Source organism: Parafrankia irregularis, assembly GCF_001536285.1.
Lineage (GTDB): Bacteria > Actinomycetota > Actinomycetes > Frankiales > Frankiaceae > Parafrankia > Parafrankia irregularis.
Genome location: NZ_FAOZ01000001.1, coordinates 113234 through 129788 on the forward strand (window position 1 = coordinate 113234; position 16555 = coordinate 129788).

Sequence of the window (16555 nt, forward strand, 5' to 3'; positions counted from 1 at the left end):
GGACCATGCGATCAGGAAGGGCCTGCGTCGCCCTGCTCCAGCTGACGCCGCCCTGGCACAGACTGAGCAGGCAGGGCCGGTGCTCCCCCGCGGCCGCTCGCCGCATTACCCGTGTCGTGTGGTCGCCGCGCGGGCGATCTGGCGGTTCCGCGGTGACCACAGGCCCCGGCGCCCGCAGGGACCGGAGGAAAACGTGACGGTCGATCACCCCGTCAGGTCGGAAGCAACCATGTCAACGCCGCGAGAAACGCGCCCGGCCGACACCGCGCCGAGCAGGCCGGAAGGTGCGCGTGAATGGGCGCCGGGCGACCCGCGCCCGCCCGGTTTGGACTGGCCGCCGGAGGTCGAAAAGGCATCCCGTGATCTTCTTGTCGAGCTTTTCGGGACGGATCCCGCGGTCCGGGTCGAGATGTGGGACGGCTTCGCGTTGGGGCCGCGGACGTCGACGCGGGTACTGATCCGCAACCCGCATGCGCTGCGCCGGGCGCTCTCCCACCCGGGTGAGCTGGGATTCGCCCGCGCCTTCGTCGCCGGTGACATCGAGATCGACGGCGAAGACGGAGCCAGGGGCGACATCTTCGAGGCGCTGGCCCTGCGCAAGCAGATGGCGACGATGCGCCCGTCGGCGGCGGTTGCACGGGCGGCGGTCGTACTGGCCAAACAGTTCGGGGTGCGTCCGCCGGAGCCGCCGCCGGAGGAGGCCCGCCTGCGGGGACGTCTACACAGCCGCGCCCGGGACGCGGCGGCGATCTCGCATCACTACGACGTCTCGAACGAGTTCTATCGGCTCGTTCTGGGTGAGTCGATGACCTACTCCTGCGCGGTGTGGGAGCCGCAGGCCGCAGAGGGTCCGCTGCCGGCGGGGCTCGCCGGGGCGCAGGCGGCGAAGCATGAGCTGGTCTGCCGCAAGCTCGGGCTGCGGCCCGGTGAGCGGCTGCTGGACGTCGGCTGTGGCTGGGGCAGCATGGTGCTGCACGCGGCCCGCCATCACGGGGTCCACGCCGTGGGCATCACGATCTCCGAGGAGCAGGCCGCGCTGGCCCGCCGCCGGGTGGCGGAGGCCGGGCTGGGCGACCGGATCGAGATCCGCCTGCAGGACTACCGGGAGATCACGGACGGCCCGTTCGACGCGATCAGCTCGGTGGGGATGGTCGAGCATGTCGGCCGGGCCAAGCTGCCAACGTACTTCGAGAACCTGTTCCGCCTGCTGCGCCCGGGAGGGCGGCTGCTCAACCACGGGATCTCGTTCCCCGGTGACCCGGCCGGCGCCGCCCGCCGGCGCCCCCGGATCGGGCCGGTCCCGCTGCCCGAGAACGCCGACTTCCTGCACCGCTACGTCTTCCCGGACGGTGAGCTGCACGAGATCGGCACGCTGGTCACGCTGATGCAGGGCGGCGGGTTCGAGGTGCGCCACGTCGAGAACCTGCGTGAGCACTACGCACTGACCCTGCGGGCGTGGGTCACCAACCTGGAGCAGCGGTGGGACGAGGCCGTCGCCATGGTCGGCGCCGGCCGGGCCCGGGTATGGCGGCTGTACATGGCCGGGTCGGCGCTCAGCTTCGAAGGTGGCTTCTCGCAGATCCACCAGGTGCTGGGTGTGCGCCCCGACGGCGGCGACGCACACCAGCCACTGCGTCCGTCCTACTGAGTGGGCCCGGCCTGCGCAGGCCCGCGCTCAGCCGCGCAGGCGGAAGCTGAGGTCTGCGGCGGGGACGGTGACGTCCATCTGGGCTTTCTGCAGGCGGCCGGAGAGCTCCCAGGTCAGTGACTGCCAGCGGGTCATCTGGTCGAGGACCCACTGGCCGGACTGGCGGGCGCCGTTGCCGGACCGCCCGTTGCCGCCGAACGGCAGGTGCGCCTCCGCGCCGGAGGTCGACGTGTTCACGCTGACCATGCCGGCGCGGATGCCGCGGCGGAAGCGCCGTACTGTCACCGGGTCACCGGTGAAGATCGACGAGGACAGGCCGTAGCCGGGCAGGTTGGCGAGCTCGATGGCCTCCTCCAGGTTGCGGTAGCTGGTCAGGCCGACGAGGGGCCCGAAGGTCTCCTCGGTGAACAGGTCGTCGTCGGGGCGCACGCCGTCGACCATCACCGGGTGGTAGTACAGGCCGGTCTCGGGGTTGCCGAGGAAGCCCTGGCGCGGGCTGGACGGGCCGATCCGGCCGAGTGCGGTGGAGCCGAACGGCTGGTGGTGGTCGCGGATGTGCGCCAGGTGGTCCTCGAACCCGGCGGCGAACCGCGCGTCGAGCAGCGGTCCGTAGAGCACGTCGCGGGTCGGGTCGCCGATCGCCGCGGCGGCCAGCGCGGCGGTCATCCGGCGGCGGAACGCGCCGTGCACCGACTCGTGGGCGATCACCGTGCCGAGCGAGGTGCAGCGCTGGCCGGCGGTGCCGAAGCCGGCGAACAGCGCGGCGGCGACGGCGGCGTCGAGGTCGGCGTCCGGGGCGAGCACCATCGGGTTCTTGCCACCGAGCTCCAGGCACGGGGCCTGCAGGTGCCGCCCGCACAGCGCGCCGATGAACCGGCCGACGGACGTCGAACCGGTGAATCCGACCTTGTCGACGAGGCCGGCGTCCAGGGCGCGTTCGAGGCCGACGGAGGTGGTGGGGCCGTCGGCGAGGACGAGGTTGGCGACTCCGGCGGGCACGCCGGCGGCGGTCATCAGGTCCATCAGCGCCGCGGCGCAGGCGGCGGCGTACTCGGCGGGCTTCCAGACGACGGAGTTGCCGGTGAGCAGCGCCGGGACCAGGTACCAGGACGGGACCGCCACCGGGAAATTCCCGGCGGTGATCACCATGGCGACGCCGAGCGGCTCCCGGTAGGTGAACAGTTCCCGGTCGGGCATCTCGGAGTCCACCGTCTGACCGTGGGGGCGGCGGCCCTCGGCGCGGAACAGGGTGCAGGTGTCGACGATCTCGCGGACCTCGCCGCGTGCCTCGGCGAGCGGCTTGCCGACCTCCCGGGTGACCAGGCGTGCCAGCGCTTCGGCGTTCTCCTCGACGAGCCGTCCGAAGGCGCCGATGACCTCCCCGCGTACGGGTGCCGGGACCTGCGCCCATTCTCGCTGGGCGGCCCGGGCGGCCGCGGCGGCGGCGACGATGGACTCCGCGCCGTCGAGGACGACCTCGGCGACGACCTCGTCGAGGCGTGCCGGGTTCGTCGAGGTGATCACCCGGGTGCCTTCCGGCGCGATACCGGACGGGCCGGCCGTCGCGTACAGGTCGTGCTGACGTCCACCGATCACCGCGGCCACCCGGCGGGGATGAACGAGAGTCATCGCTGTCCCTTCTGCTGCGTTGACGACGAGGGTGCTGGCGAGTCCTGCGCGGACGGCGCCGGCGCCGGCGACGGCGAAGGGGCCGGCGACGGCGAAGGGGCCGGCGACGGCGTCGACGAGTCGGGCCCCGGGCTCGGCGCGCCGGTCTCGACACGTCTGATCCGGGTGCGCCCGAGCGAGGTGGCGACCCGGTCGAGGGCCGCCACGCCGCGCTCGAGCTCGTCGGCGCCGATGGTGAGGGCGGGCCGGAACCGCAGGGCCTGCTCGCCGGCGGGCAGCAGCAGCACCAGCTCGTCCTCGCGCAGCCGGCGGACGGCCTCGTCCCGCAGCGCGCTGTCCGCGACGTCGACGGCGCACAGCAGCCCGCGGCCGCGTGCGTTGCGCAGCAGCCGGGGGTGGCGTTCGACGACGTCCGTGAGCGCGGCGAGCAGGTCGGCGCCGAGTGTGGCCGCGCGGTCGAACAGCCGCTCGGACTCCATGATCTCCAGCATCCGCCGGGACCGGACCATGTCGACGAGCCCGCCGCCCCAGGTGGAGCTGATCCGTCCCGGTACCCGGAAGACGTTGTCGGGGACCTCGTCGACCCGCCGCCCGGCCATCAGCCCGCCGAGCTGCACCTTCTTGCCGAAGACGACGATGTCGGGGCGCAGCCCGAGCTGGGTGTGCGCCCACGCGGAGCCGGTGGCGCCGACGCCGGTCTGCACCTCGTCGACGATGAACAGCGCGTCGTGGCGTTCGCACAGCGCCGCCATCGCGCGCAGGAACTCGCCGCGCAGATGGTTGTCGCCGCCCTCCCCCTGGATGGGTTCGGCGAGGAAGCAGGCGATGTCGTGCGGGTGGCGGGCGAACGCGTCCTCGGCCTGGGCGAGGGCACGCCGCTCGGCGGCGACGACCGCGTCGAGCGCCGCTCCGACGCAGGGGAAGGTCATCGCGGGGCAGTCGATACGCGGCCAGTCGAAGATCGGGAAGCGTGCGGTCTTGACCGGGTCGGTGTTGGTCACCGACAGCGTGTAGCCGCCGCGGCCGTGGAACGCCGAGCGCAGGTGCAGCACCCGCCGCCCGAGCTCGGCGGGACGTCCATGTGCCTCGTTGTGGCGGCTCTTCCAGTCGAAGGCGCATTTCAGCGCGTTCTCGACCGCGGCCGAGCCGCCTTCGACGAAGAACAGGTGGGGCAGCTGCGGGTCGCCGAGCACCCGGGTGAAGGTCTCGACGAACTCCGCGTACGCGACGGAGGCCATGTCCGGGTTCGCCGGCTTGTTGACCGCGACGCGGGCGAGCTCGGCGAGGAAGGCCGGATCGCGCACGAGCACCGGTGGGCTGACCCCGAGCGGCGCGGACGCGAAGAAGCTGTAGAGGTCCAGGTATCTGGTCCCGGTACGGGCGTCGACGATCGTGCTGCCGGAGCTGGCCTCCAGATCGCAGACGACGTCGTATCCGTCGACGAGGACATGCCGGGACAGAACCGGGATCACGTCGGTGGGCCCGAGTTGGCCCCGGGTGCCTGTCGAGGTACCGAACTGGATGTGCCCAACCGCCACGGTCCGCCTCCTCGCATGCCGATCGACCACTGCACTCCTGCCCCGCTCGCGTGCGCTCACGTGCCGCGCCCGCTGGCAGCTTCCTGCAGCGTCCCGGTTACCGGGCGGAACCGCGATCCGATCAACCTCCGGCACCTCGCGGAGGGCCTGCCACGGCCCGCGCTGCCCGTCGGCCACCGCGGGTGAGAACATCGACATCTGGGACCAAACGGCACGAGACAGGAGACGAGGCCCAGGACGCGGTGCTGACCCCCCTGACCACGGACGATCCGCAACAGATCGGGCCCTACCAGCTCACCAACCGCATCGGCGCGGGCGGAATGGGCGTCGTCTATCTCGGCTTCACCGACGACGGCCGGGCCGCCGCGGTCAAGGTACCGGCCACGGCCCTCGTGGGCGACCCGAATTTCCGCTCCCGCTTCCGCCAGGAGGTCGCGGCCGCGAGCCGGGTCCGCGGCCGGACGGTCGCCGCCGTCCTCGACTCCGACGCGACCGGGCCACGCCCATGGCTGGCGACCGAGTACGTGGAGGGGCGCAGCCTCTCCGAGGCGGTGCTGGCGCGCGGCCCGTTCGACGAGCGTCTCGTGACCGCGGTCGCCGTCGGGCTGGCCGACGCGCTGGTGTCCATCCACGCGGCCGGGGTCGTCCACCGTGACCTGAAACCGGCGAACATCCTGCTCGCCTGGGACGGTCCGCGCGTCATCGACTTCGGCGTCGCCCGGGACGACGCCACCACCTCGCTCACCCGGACCGGCAGCCTCGTCGGCACGATGGCCTGGATGGCACCCGAGCAGTTGCGCGGCGAACGCGCCGGCCCGGCGGCGGACATCTTCGCCTGGGGCGCCTGCGTGGCGTTCGCGGCGGCGGGGCGGCCCGCCTTCCGCGGCGAGCAGCCGCAGGCCGTCGCGCTCGCGATTCTCAACGGCGCACCGGACCTGGAGAACCTGCCGCCTCTGGTGGCACCGCAGGTTCACGCCGCGTTACGCAAGAACCCGCAGGCCCGTCCGGGCGCCGCCGAGATCCTGGCGAACCTGCTGGGCCGGCCGGCGGACGCCCCGACCGACCCGGCCGAGACCGGCCGGCTGATGCGGAGCTGGTGGAGTCCGCCGCCCGGGACCGAGCAGGCCCCGCATCCGCCCCCACCCCGACCTCGGCCCACGCACACGCCCATGCCGGGGCCCGCACGGGCACCGCGTCCACAGGCACCCCCGCCGATGCGTGCACCCGCGCATCCGCGGGAGGGACAGCACCCATACCCGCGCGACGGGCAGCCGGCACTTCCGGCGAACAGACAGCCTCCTCGTCCTCGTGGCGGGCAGCCGGCACGCCCGCGGGACGGGCAGCCCGCGCCACGGGCGCGGCGACGGGCGCTGCCCGTCGCCGCGCTCCTCGCGCTGGGGCTGCTGCTGGCCGCCGGCGGCGCGGTCAGCGGCGCGCTGCTGATGTCGCACCGGAATCAGGGCGCCACCGGCACGGCCGCCACCCTGACGCCGACCCCCGGCTCCCCGGGCAGCCCGTCCGCGACGGCCAGCCCGGCCGGCTCCGCGACCGGGCCGTCGGCCTCCGCGACGACCACCCAGCCCGCGCGGATCATGTCCGCCGACGAGGCTGCCCGCGAGGTCCGGAAGCAGGGCTACACCCCCGACATGGGCTCCTACGACCCGCAACGGATGCTGAACCTCGTGCGCGGTACCCGGGAGAACGGCGGCCGGCAGCAGGAGATCGCGTTCGTCTTCGCCGACGGCGAGTACCAGGGCACCGACACACGGGATCCGAGCACGAGCATCAGCGTGGAGCCGCTGTCATCCGTCGAGGCCGCGGTGACGTACCGGACCTACCCCGCGGGCGGTTCGACGCCTACCGGTTCGGCGGTCGTCCGGTTCAGCTGGAACGGAACCAAGCTGCTCACCGACGGCCAATTCCCGACCGCGGACCCGGCGCTACCGGATCATCGTTGACCCATCCCGCGCCCCAGACGAACGCAACACAGGAAAAAGTCACCTTTAGGCCAAAAAAATGTGACCAGCACAACGAAGTCACCCGGACGGGCCTACCGCTATTCGGGTACCGATGTTGGGATGGTGATACATCGGGCCGAGCCGCACGGAATAGCAACGGTCTCGACAACGCGGGTACTCGTTCGAGGGTGCCCAGGGCAGTAGCCGGTAGTCAGTAGTGAGTAGCCAGTTCAGCAGTGAGTAGCCAGTAGCGAGTGCCAGGACAGACATTCCAGCCCACCCGGGCCGGTCACGAGGGGGAACGGTGCTGACACCGCTGGTGGCGGGGGACCCTCGGCGCATCGGCCCGTTCGAGATCCACAACAGGATCGGCGCCGGCGGCATGGGCTCGGTCTACCTGGGCTTCACCGCCGAGGGGCGGGCCGCCGCGGTGAAGGTGCCCGCCGAGGGCCTGGCCGGCGATCCGGAGTTCCGCGCCCGGTTCCGCCGCGAGGTGGAGGCCGCCCGCCGGGTACGCGGCCGTGCCGTCGCCGCCGTCGTCGACGCCGACCCGGACGCGAGCTCGCCCTGGATGGCCGTCGAATACGTCGAAGGCACCAGCCTCGCCGACGCGGTCATCCGGCACGGCCCACTGGAGCGGCGGCTCCTGCACGGCTTCGGGGTGGGCCTCGCCGACGCGCTCGTCGCCATCCACGCGGTCGGGGTCGTCCACCGGGATCTCAAGCCGACCAACATCCTGCTCGCCTGGGACGGACCGAAGGTGATCGACTTCGGGATCGCCCGGGCCAGCGGCACACCGACCCACACGCACACCGGAATCCTCGTCGGCACACCGTCGTGGATGGCCCCCGAGCAGCTGCGCGGCGAACGCGCCACCCCGGCGGCCGACGTGTTCGCCTGGGGAGCCTGCGTCACCTACGCGGCGACCGGCCATCCCCCGTTCGGCACCGGTGACCCGGCGGACGTGCTGACCGTGCTGCACCGCGACGAACAGCCCGACCTCGCCGGGGTCCCGGCGAACCTGATGGGCGCGGTGCGGGCGACCCTGTCCCGCCGGCCGGAGGACCGGCCGACCGCGGTGGAGCTGGTCCGCAGCCTCGTCTCCGACGTCGCGGGCGACGGCGTCCCGGATCCGTCCCGGGTCGCCGCGAACGCGCAGACCTCCTGGCAGTGGGATCCGCACGCGCCGGCCGCGCCGGCTCCGCGGCCGCCGGACGCACCAGGCGCGCTCGGCGGCGGCCAGGCCGGAGGCGCTGGCGGGGCTGGCGGCGCCAGCGGCGTTGCCGGGGCCGGGGCCGCTGCCGGGGGCGCCCACGCCGGCGGACCCGGTCGTTCCGGCGCCGCACGGACACCCGCGGTCGGGGCGGCCGCGGCGGCCGGCCGAGCGGGGTCGCGCGCCATCGACCGGCCCACCCAGCCGCTGACCGCCCGGCCCGACCTCCCGTTCTGGGAGGAGCCGCCCGGCGGGGACTCCTCGCTCGGCACCATCCCGGTGCCGAGGCTGACCGGCCTGATCGACCCGCGAAACGAGGTCACCGACCCGTCGATCCGGCCACGCGCCGGCGCCACCGCACCGGCCCACGCCGCCACCGGAACCGGAACCGGCACGACAGCCGGAACCGGAACCGGAACCGGCGCGAAGCCGGCCACAGCGGGAACCAGATCTGCCGGCAAACCAGCCGCTGCAAGCTCGGCGGCCACGGCAGCCAAGCCTGCCAAGACGGCGGGCGGGGCCCGGCCCACGGTGCCGACGGGCGGAGTTCCCACCGCCGGCACCGCCAAGTCCGCCACCGCCGACCCGCATGACCCGGGAACCCCGTCACGGGCCTCCCAGCCGGTTGTCGCCGGTGCGGGTGGAGACGGGCAGCCACTGTGGGCCGGCTGGCCGCCGGCGGCACGGCTGTTCCTGGCGAAACTGACCACCACCCGGCGACGGGACCGGGCTGCCATGGTCGCCGCCGTCGTCGCGCTCGGAATCGTCGTCGGAGCCGTCGTCGCGCTGACCGCCATGGACAGCCAGCGCGCCGAGGGCAGTCCGGGTCCAACCGCCCCGGAGCCGTCCTCGTCGCTGGGCGTCACGACAAGCCCCGTGTTCACGCCGGCGTCCCAGCCTGCCGCGGTCGTCACGCTCGCCGCCGCGCACACGAGCCGTCCCAACGGCTGGCCGGACGAGCTTGCCATGGTCGACGAGGCGGGCGCGGGCCCCGGCCACGCTGCCGGTCAGCCCGACGACCCGCGCACCCAGCCGGCGCCGCAGGCCTCCCCGACCGGCAGTGTCTCCCCCACCCCCGACGCCCCGGCGCCGACGAGCACGAGCGGCTCACCGAAGCCGACCTCGACCCCGTGCCCCTCGAACGGACGGGTGGACGAGCTCACCACCAACGCCACCATCAGCCCCTGCTGACCGCCGGGGGCGAGGTCGGCGTCGGTGTCGTGGCCGGCGCGGCGGAGGCGCCGAAGCCCGCCACGCCGGACGCTGACGCGCGAGGGTACGCCGACGGGCTCGCGGTGTTCTCGGCCCCCGGCGCGGCGGAGCCGGAACCCGCGGCGGACGGGGTGAGGCTCGGATCCGGCGACAGGGTCGGCGTCGGATCGGCGCTGGGCTGGTCGCCGGGCAGGCCGGACGCCTGGGATGCCGTGGGCGCCGCCGACGTGCGCGGCCGCGATGTCGGTGTCGGCGTCGGTGTCGGGCTCGATGAGGCGAGCTGTTGCTGCTCTCGCCGGAGCTCGGTCCTGGCCTGCTCGACCGCCGCGTCGTAGGAGCGCGACACCGGCAACGACTGCGGCCGCACGAACACGTAGAGGACGAACACGCCGACCAGCGCGGTGGTCAGCAGCGCCGTCGAGCGGCGCATCGGCAGACCCATCGGGAGTCGCATGGCCGGGCGTCTCATGAGGCGGTCGGCGGGGCCGTGTCGAGGACGGCGGGGATGTGGATGCCGGCCCGCAGCAGCGCGCCACTGATCCTGGCCCGCAGCGCCCGGCCGACCTCGAACTGCTTGCCCGGCAGGGTGCGCGCGACGATCTGGACCTTGAACTGGTCGAGGTCGAGGCTTTCGACGCCCATCACGGTCGGCTCGTCCAGCAGCAGGCCGTGCAGCGTCTCGTCGGCGTACGCGTCGACACCGACCTCGGTCAGCACGTCGGTGACCGTCGCGACGTCCACGTTGGACGGGATCGGGACGTTGATGACCGCCCTGGCCCAGTCCCGGGAGAGGTTGACGACCTGGACGATCTGCCCGTTCGGCGTGATCACGACCTCCCCGTTCGGTGTCCGGACCCGGGTGATCCGCAGCGTGACCTCCTCCACCGTCCCGGTGATCGCGGTCGGTGAGCCCTGCACGACCAGACGGACGAGGTCACCGAAGCCGTACTGTCGTTCGGCGACCATGAAGAAGCCGGCGAGGACGTCCTGCACGATCCGCTGGGCACCGAAGCCGAGCGCCACACCGAGCACCGTCGCCGGCGCGACGATCCCGGTCAGCGGCACGCCGAGCCGCCGCAGCACCAGCATGACCGCGACGCAGTAGACGAGCACCAGCGTCACCCACGTCAGGACCTGCACGACGGCGTGCCGGTGCTTGGTCGTCTCGGAGCGGACCGCCCCGTCGGTCACCAGGGCCCGCGCGTCGATGCGACGTTCGACCCGGGCACCCGCCCAGTTCGCGAACCGGGTCAGCAGGACCGCCCCGATCACGATCATGACGATCTCGAGGCCCTGACCGCGAGCCCACTCCGAGATGTCCGTCAGAGGTGCGGCGGCCAGGCGTTCCGTCTGATCCGTCTGAATTGTCCGCACACGTCCGAACCTACCCGCGTGCCGCGGTTCAGCCCCGCCATCAGTGCCAGACCGCGTGAGTCCCCGCGGTGATCAGGCGGTCGACTGCAGGACGATGCGCCGGCGCCCGCCCGCATGCACGCATGCACGCATGCACGGAGCGGACGTCTCAAGATCGAAAATGTGCGAGGCCGGTCGTCAACGTCGTTGACTATCTTGTCCAGGGGTCTTCCGCGGGATGGTACGACCGAGATCACCGCCGATGGTGGAGCCTCGGGTACTCGACCGAGGCGGTGACCTGGGATCCTGCGGTCCTGCTCGACGGCGGTAGTGGCGGTTCGTGGTCGCCGACCGAAGATCTGAGGATTCCGGTCGCTCCAGCAACCAGGATCCTCATGCCTTGCCAGGCAGCAATTACAGCCCGAATCCACGGCGCGGAAGCGGCGCGGAAGGTAGGAGGATTCCGGTCGTTCCAACAACCGGAATCCTCCTACCTTGTCCGGCAGCAGCGGCAGTTCGAAGCTCCGGATCCTGCGACAGGCTCCTCGGAGCCGGACCGCGAGCGCTACGACGACCAGGCCGGGCGGGCGGCTTCGCCGGCCTCCCGCCGCGCCGCACCGGGGCGGCGCCGCTGGATGGGCCGTTCGAGCAGGTAGTACGACGCCGAGGCCAGGCCCAGCGAAATCAGCCCGACCACCAGGATCGCCGGCCACCGGCCGACCGCGACGGTCAGATCGCGGCCCCAGTGGGCGACCACGGGGAAATGCCACAGGTAGAACCCGTAGGAGATCCGCCCGAGCCAGGCGAGGGGCCGCACCGCGAGCATCCGGAACAGCCAGCCGGTCGTCGCCCCCACCTCCAGCGCGAGGATAACGACTCCGGCGAGCAGGGCGATCGCGGTGTACCCGCCGCGGGCGAGCGCTGTCGGCCGCGGGCCCCAACCGCTCGGCGCCGCCACCATCGCCACCGCGAGCAGCACGAACGCGACCGCCCCCACCACCGGCAGCACCGCCACCGGACGCACCGACACCGGCCAGGACGCCGGCCAGGCGAAGGCCGGACGCATCCATACCGGACGCACCCATACCGGACGCGCCGTCTCGGGCAGCGCCGTCTCGGGCAGCGCCGCTTCCGGAGTCACCGCTTCCGGAGGCACGGGCACGGCGTCCTCGGGACGTCGTTGACGGCCAGGCAGTATCGTCCCGTGATCGCCGGCCTCCCCGGCCGCTTCAGTCGCAGGGGCCTCCCCGGCATCGCGCCGGCGGGCGCGCAGCCAGGCGGCGAGGGCGCAGCCGACCAGCAGGGCGTCGGCCCGGGTGTCCAGGCCGAAGTAGGTCCGCGTCGCCGACGCACTGGAGGCGTTCAGCGCGTCGCGCCACAGCATGACCACGACCACGCCGCCCAGCAGGACCACGGGAAGCCGGCGGTCGATCCACGGCCGGCGGCACAACACGAGCAGCAACAGCGGCCAGAGCAGGTAGAACTGCTCCTCCAGCGACAGCGACCAGGTGTGCCCGAGCCAGCCGGCCCCGGTGTTCTGCTGCACCACCTGGAAGTAGTTGTTCACATACAGCATGGCGGCGGCCAGGGTGTGCAGGAACTCGTCCCGCTCGCCGGCCGTGCCGATGCCGAGCACCACAACCGCGGTGAAGCCGACGAGGACCAGCATCCAGAACGCGGGCAGCAGCCGGTAGGCGCGCCGCAGGTAGAACCTCGGCAGGGACACCCGGCCCGTCCGATCCCGCTCGGCCAGCAGCTGCCGGGTGATCAGGAAACCGCTGAGCACGAAGAACACGTCGACGCCCAGGTAGCCGCCGGGCAGCGCGTCCATGTGGAACACGAGCACGCACAGCATCGCGAGCGCCCGCACACCGTCCAGCGCCGGGTTGTACCCGCCACGCCGGGCGGAGGCCCCCGCGCGCCGCGCGCCCGCGTCCGGCGGCGCGGCCCGCTCCCGTGGCACGTCCACACCGGTCGGACCAGCAAGGCCAGGCGGGCTGGACGGACTGCGCAGACGAGGCACACCGGGGCTGGGCGGACTGGGTAGACGGCCACCCCCGGCACGACCGGCCGGCGGGACGGCCGGTCGCGGCCGGCCCGGTGCCCTCGGTGGCGCCGGGCCGGCCAGCAGGACGCCCCCCGCGCGATCCGGCGACGCCGGACGACGGCGTGCCGTCTGGCCCGGACGACGCGATCGGTCTTCCAGGTCGTTCACGTGCTTCGCCATCCGCACTCCTCCGAGAGCAGCCGAGCTGTCGGTCCCTCGCCCTGTCCTCCGCCCCCTTGCTATCCGGCCAACCTTGGTGCCAGCTGTCAGGGCCACCTGGCAGAAGCGATCGAGATGCCACCAGCCGCGCCCCACGGCGACACCCACCCTGAGTGACGGGAAGTTACCCAGTGCATCGATCGGCACTCTCCGGCGAGCGAGGCCCACCCTCATTCCGATGCCAGCGCCGGCGGTCCACCCACCAGACGAGAGATCACGATCACCACGGCAAATGCATCACGATCACTGCGGCAGATGCGTCACGATCATGACGGCAGATGCGTCATATGATCAAGAGAGCGTATGCTGCGAGGTGCAGTTACACCTGAATGATGATCGAACAAAAGGGATGGGAGTGGGCGGCGACCAGATGGCCACCGAACCACGTCAGCTCGACCTCGAGCTCTTCCCGAGACACGCCTCCGCACTGGTAGCCTCCGCGCTCGCCGACACCCGCGTCGTCGTCATCAACGGCGCCCGCCAGGTCGGCAAAAGCACCCTCGCCCAGGCCACCGTCGACCAGCGTGACGACGCAAGGGCGTACTACCTGGACGAGGAACCGATGCGGGCTGCTGCGGCGGCGGATCCGATCGGCTTCCTGCACCACGACGGCCTGCTGTTGATCGACGAGATCCAGCGGGTACCCGAGCTGCTACTTGCGATCAAGCGGGAGGTGGATCGGGATCAGCGCCCCGGCCGCTTCCTCCTCACGGGCTCGGCGCGACTGTGGGGGTTGCGCGGGATTCCCGACACCCTCCCGGGGCGGTCCGAGACCGTCGAGTTGTGGCCGCTCTCCCAGGGTGAGATCGGTGGCGGCCCCGACGGATTCGTGGATGCCGTGTTCACCGCGGACGGTGTTGATCTCAGTGATCTCGGCCCCAACGAACCGCGACGCGACGACTATGTGGGACGTGCGCTGCGGGGCGGCTTCCCCGAAGCCGTCCGCCGGGCCGATCCCCGGCGACGGGCCCGCTTCTTCGAATCGTACGTTTCGGATCTGATCGCTCGCGACATCCGTCAGATCGCCGAGATCGAACGGACCACGGAACTACGCAGACTCGTCCAGGCTCTGGCGGCAAACGCCAGCGGTCTCCTCGTAGCCCGGAGACTCAGTAATGATCTGGACGTGTCCGCCTCCACCGTGAGCCGGTACATCGACGCGCTTGAGCTGGTCTACCTGGTACGTCGCATCCCCGCCTGGTCCAGCAACCTCACCACCCGGGCCGTCGCCACCCCGAAGCTTGTCTTCGTCGACTCCGGACTCGCCGGGCATCTGGTCGGCCTGACCCAACGGCGTGCGTCGCACCCGACGGCACCGGTCGGCCCTCTGGTGGAGAACTTCGTCCTCGGGGAGCTGGCTCGTCAGCTCACCTGGGCCGAGGAGCCGGTTTCGCTCTTCCACTACCGCGACCGCGACCGTAACGAGGTGGACGCGGTTCTTGAGCGGGCCTCCGGCGAGATTGTCGGTATCGAGGTGAAAGCCACCGAGACTGTCCGTGCCGAGGACTTCCGTGGCCTACGCCGCCTCGCCGAGCAGACCCAGGACCGTTTCCACGCCGGTTACGTGCTGTATGCCGGCTCGGTCGATCCGGCCGGTCAGCCGTCCGACGGGCCCGCACCGAACGCGACGCGCAGGCCCGCGACGCAGTCGGCGGGCCTCGTCGCCGGGACCACCACACAGCCTCGGGTGGTCAGCGGCGGGTCCACCGGGAGCACCGCGACCCGGGTCACCTCCGACGTCGGCACCGTGTCCGCGTGGAGCAGCGCCCAGCCCGGGGAGCCGTTCGCCAGCTCCAGCAGGACGTCCGCCGTACTGCCGGTCGGCCGGCCGAGCCGGGGCTCGAAACCCGCGTCGCGGCAGGCTTCGAGGACGAAGGCACGCAGCAGCGGGTCGCGCTCCCGCGCCGGCAGCCGTAGCGGGAGGGCGGCGAGATCACGCAGGCGCACAGCGGACCGCCCCGCGGCCGGGTGCCCGGCCGGCAGCGCCGCCACCAGCGGTTCAGGCCACAGGTCGATCACCTGGAATCCGTCGCCGGGTGGGGCGAGCCGTAGCAGGGTCATGTCCAGCTCGCCCCGGGCCACCGCCGCCGGCTGGTCGACGACCGGCATGCCGACCAGCTCGAGCTCGACGTCGAAGTGGGAGTGCGCCTGGCGCAGCCGTTCCAGGCCGCGGTCGAGCCGCGGGCCGAGCCCGGGGTTGGCCCCCACCCGCAGGACGCTCATCGGTGCGGACGTGAGGTCGCCGGCGACGGCTGTAACCCGGTCGGCCGCGGCGAGCGTCGCGCGCGCCTCGACGAGCAGGCGATCACCCTCCGGCGTGAGCCGGACCCGCCGCGACGAACGCTCGAACAGGCGCAGGCCCAGTTCCCGTTCCAGCCGGCTCACCTGCTGGCTCACCGCCGGCTGGGCTATGTGCAGGCGGTCGGCGGCCCGCCCGAAATGCAGCTCCTCGGCGACCGTGACGAAGTAACGAAGCTGCCTGAGTTCCACGTCCGCCTGCCCCTCCCCCGGCCACCCGGCCACCCGGCCACCAGCGCCGATGCCGATGCCGGTGCCAATGCCGATGCCGGCATCTCACCCATCGATCATCTTTCCTTATCGCTGCGCGTGGATGCCGGCCCTTGGTCCACGGTGATCCGCCCCGTTGACTGGACGAACCCGGCCGGACGGACCCGTCCGGCGCGCGGGCGGAACACGGAGAAGGCGGACTACATGCGGATTGGGCTGTGGCTCGACGACGACCAGCTGTCGGTCGGCGAGATCACGCAACGGGCACACGAGGCGAGCAAGGCCGGGTTCAGCTCGGTCTGGCTGAGCGAGCGCGGCGGCTGGGACCCGCTGACCCTGCTCACCGCCATCGGGCCCCTGCCTGCCGGCACCCCGGTCGGGACGTCCATCGTGCGGACGTACCCTCGGCACCCGCTTGCGCTGGCAGCCCAGGCTCTGACCGCGCAGGCCGCCACCGGAAACGGGCTCCTCCTCGGCCTCGGCCCGGGCCCGCAGCCCATCCTCGAAGGTCAGTACGGCTACGGCACCGCGAAGCCGGTCGAGAACCTGCGCGAGTACCTGTCGATCCTGCTCCCGCTGCTGCGCGGGGAGCAGGTGGCCCACGACGGCCCGGCCTGGCACGCCGCCGGCGCCCTCTCCGTGCCGACCGGCCCGGCCCTCCCGGCGCCGCCGGTCTACCTCTCCGCGCTCGGCCCCCGGATGCTGGCGCTCACCGGAGAGGTCGCCGACGGAACACTGACGACCTGGACCGGTCCGCGTTCCATCACCGACTACGTGCTCCCGGCCCTGACCCGCGCCGCCGAGGCTGCCGGCCGCGAACGCGTACCGGCCGTGATCGCAGGCGTGTGCGTCGGCCTGACGAACGATGTGGACAGCCTGCGCGGCTGGGTTCACGAACAGTTCGGCGCAGCGATCGGCCTGCCCAGCTACCGGGCCGCGTTCGAGCGCGAGGGCGTCGCCGGCCCGGCCGACACGGTGCTCGCCGGCGACGAGACGGCCCTGGAACGCGAGATCGACCGGTTCGCCGCGGCAGGAACCACCGAACTGCAGATCATCCCCTGCGGCACACCGGCGGAGAAGGAGCGCACGGTCGCCTTCGCCGCCGAACTGGCCGCCCGGTTCGGTAACGATCGCTCCTGACCTCCGACCTTCGGAGCAGCGACACGTAACCATCCGACTGCGGGTAGTCTTGCTATCGGCTGGCCGCTGGGCGCCAGGTCACGGTCCGGG

10 protein-coding genes and 1 pseudogene are annotated in these 16555 nt (G+C 72.6%); 5 read left to right on the forward strand and 6 right to left on the reverse strand.

Annotated elements, in window-relative coordinates; all coding sequences use genetic code 11:
• Positions 1-229: 229 nt before the first annotated feature.
• Entirely contained in the window at positions 230-1648 is a 1419-nt protein-coding gene (locus AWX74_RS00445; protein ID WP_226930737.1) for a class I SAM-dependent methyltransferase, read from the forward strand.
• Positions 1649-1675: 27 nt separating this feature from the next.
• On the opposite strand, the gene AWX74_RS00450 is transcribed toward AWX74_RS00445, so the two are convergent.
• Both AWX74_RS00450 and lat read right to left on the reverse strand, forming a co-directional pair.
• A complete protein-coding gene (locus tag AWX74_RS00450) occupies positions 1676-3277 on the reverse strand; it encodes an aldehyde dehydrogenase family protein (protein WP_091270388.1) in 1602 nt (533 codons plus the stop codon).
• Positions 3274-4815, reverse strand: coding sequence for an L-lysine 6-transaminase (lat, locus tag AWX74_RS00455; protein WP_091270391.1), 1542 nt, complete (start codon positions 4813-4815; stop codon positions 3274-3276). The genes AWX74_RS00450 and lat overlap by 4 nt, the downstream gene beginning before the upstream one ends.
• Positions 4816-5057: 242 nt before the next feature.
• On the opposite strand from lat, the gene AWX74_RS00460 reads away from it, so the two are divergent.
• Positions 5058-6773 (forward strand): protein kinase domain-containing protein, encoded by a 1716-nt coding sequence (locus AWX74_RS00460; RefSeq protein ID WP_091270393.1) that lies wholly within the window; start codon positions 5058-5060, stop codon positions 6771-6773.
• A gap of 304 nt (positions 6774-7077) precedes the next feature.
• The gene (locus AWX74_RS00465) at positions 7078-9177 is read left to right on the forward strand and encodes a serine/threonine-protein kinase (protein WP_091270395.1); all 2100 of its coding nucleotides are present in this window, start codon (positions 7078-7080) and stop codon (positions 9175-9177) included.
• Here the strand turns inward: AWX74_RS00465 and AWX74_RS00470 are convergent.
• The 3 genes from AWX74_RS00470 to AWX74_RS00480 all read right to left on the reverse strand — a co-directional run bounded on the left by AWX74_RS00470 (position 9164) and on the right by AWX74_RS00480 (position 12778).
• Positions 9164-9652 (reverse strand): Rv3103c transmembrane domain-containing protein, encoded by a 489-nt coding sequence (locus AWX74_RS00470; RefSeq protein WP_131799371.1) that lies wholly within the window; start codon positions 9650-9652, stop codon positions 9164-9166. The two genes, AWX74_RS00465 and AWX74_RS00470, sit on opposite strands and share 14 nt — an antisense overlap.
• 11 nt (positions 9653-9663) lie before the next feature.
• Positions 9664-10572, reverse strand: coding sequence for a mechanosensitive ion channel family protein (locus tag AWX74_RS00475; RefSeq protein WP_193209623.1), 909 nt, complete (start codon positions 10570-10572; stop codon positions 9664-9666).
• Between the two features lie 544 nt (positions 10573-11116).
• Positions 11117-12778, reverse strand: a complete 1662-nt coding sequence (locus AWX74_RS00480) for an acyltransferase family protein (protein WP_091270399.1) — start codon at positions 12776-12778, stop codon at positions 11117-11119.
• A 409-nt stretch (positions 12779-13187) separates the two neighbouring features.
• On the opposite strand from AWX74_RS00480, the pseudogene AWX74_RS00485 reads away from it, so the two are divergent.
• Positions 13188-14288, forward strand: a pseudogene (locus tag AWX74_RS00485) (ATP-binding protein); the annotation flags it as partial.
• Between the two features lie 125 nt (positions 14289-14413).
• On the opposite strand, the gene AWX74_RS00490 reads toward AWX74_RS00485, so the two are convergent.
• Positions 14414-15307: a LysR family transcriptional regulator gene (locus AWX74_RS00490; RefSeq protein WP_091271062.1), complete on the reverse strand. Its 894-nt coding sequence runs from the start codon at positions 15305-15307 to the stop codon at positions 14414-14416.
• Positions 15308-15529: 222 nt separating this feature from the next.
• Here AWX74_RS00490 and AWX74_RS00495 point away from each other — a divergent pair, with 222 nt between their 5' ends.
• Positions 15530-16465 carry a TIGR03564 family F420-dependent LLM class oxidoreductase gene (locus tag AWX74_RS00495; protein ID WP_091271064.1) on the forward strand — a complete coding sequence of 312 codons (936 nt, stop codon included), beginning with the start codon at positions 15530-15532 and terminating at the stop codon, positions 16463-16465.
• Positions 16466-16555 lie beyond the last annotated feature (90 nt).

What these genes read in the sequence shown, in the direction of transcription:
- AWX74_RS00445 (WP_226930737.1), top strand. Translation starts at nt 230, where the DNA reads ATGTCAACGCCGCGAGAAACGCGCCCGGCCGACACCGCGCCGAGCAGG.
- AWX74_RS00450 (WP_091270388.1), bottom strand. Translation starts at nt 3,277, where the DNA reads ATGACTCTCGTTCATCCCCGCCGGGTGGCCGCGGTGATCGGTGGACGT.
- AWX74_RS00470 (WP_131799371.1), bottom strand. Translation starts at nt 9,652, where the DNA reads ATGCGACTCCCGATGGGTCTGCCGATGCGCCGCTCGACGGCGCTGCTG.
- AWX74_RS00480 (WP_091270399.1), bottom strand. Translation starts at nt 12,778, where the DNA reads ATGGCGAAGCACGTGAACGACCTGGAAGACCGATCGCGTCGTCCGGGC.
- AWX74_RS00495 (WP_091271064.1), top strand. Translation starts at nt 15,530, where the DNA reads ATGCGGATTGGGCTGTGGCTCGACGACGACCAGCTGTCGGTCGGCGAG.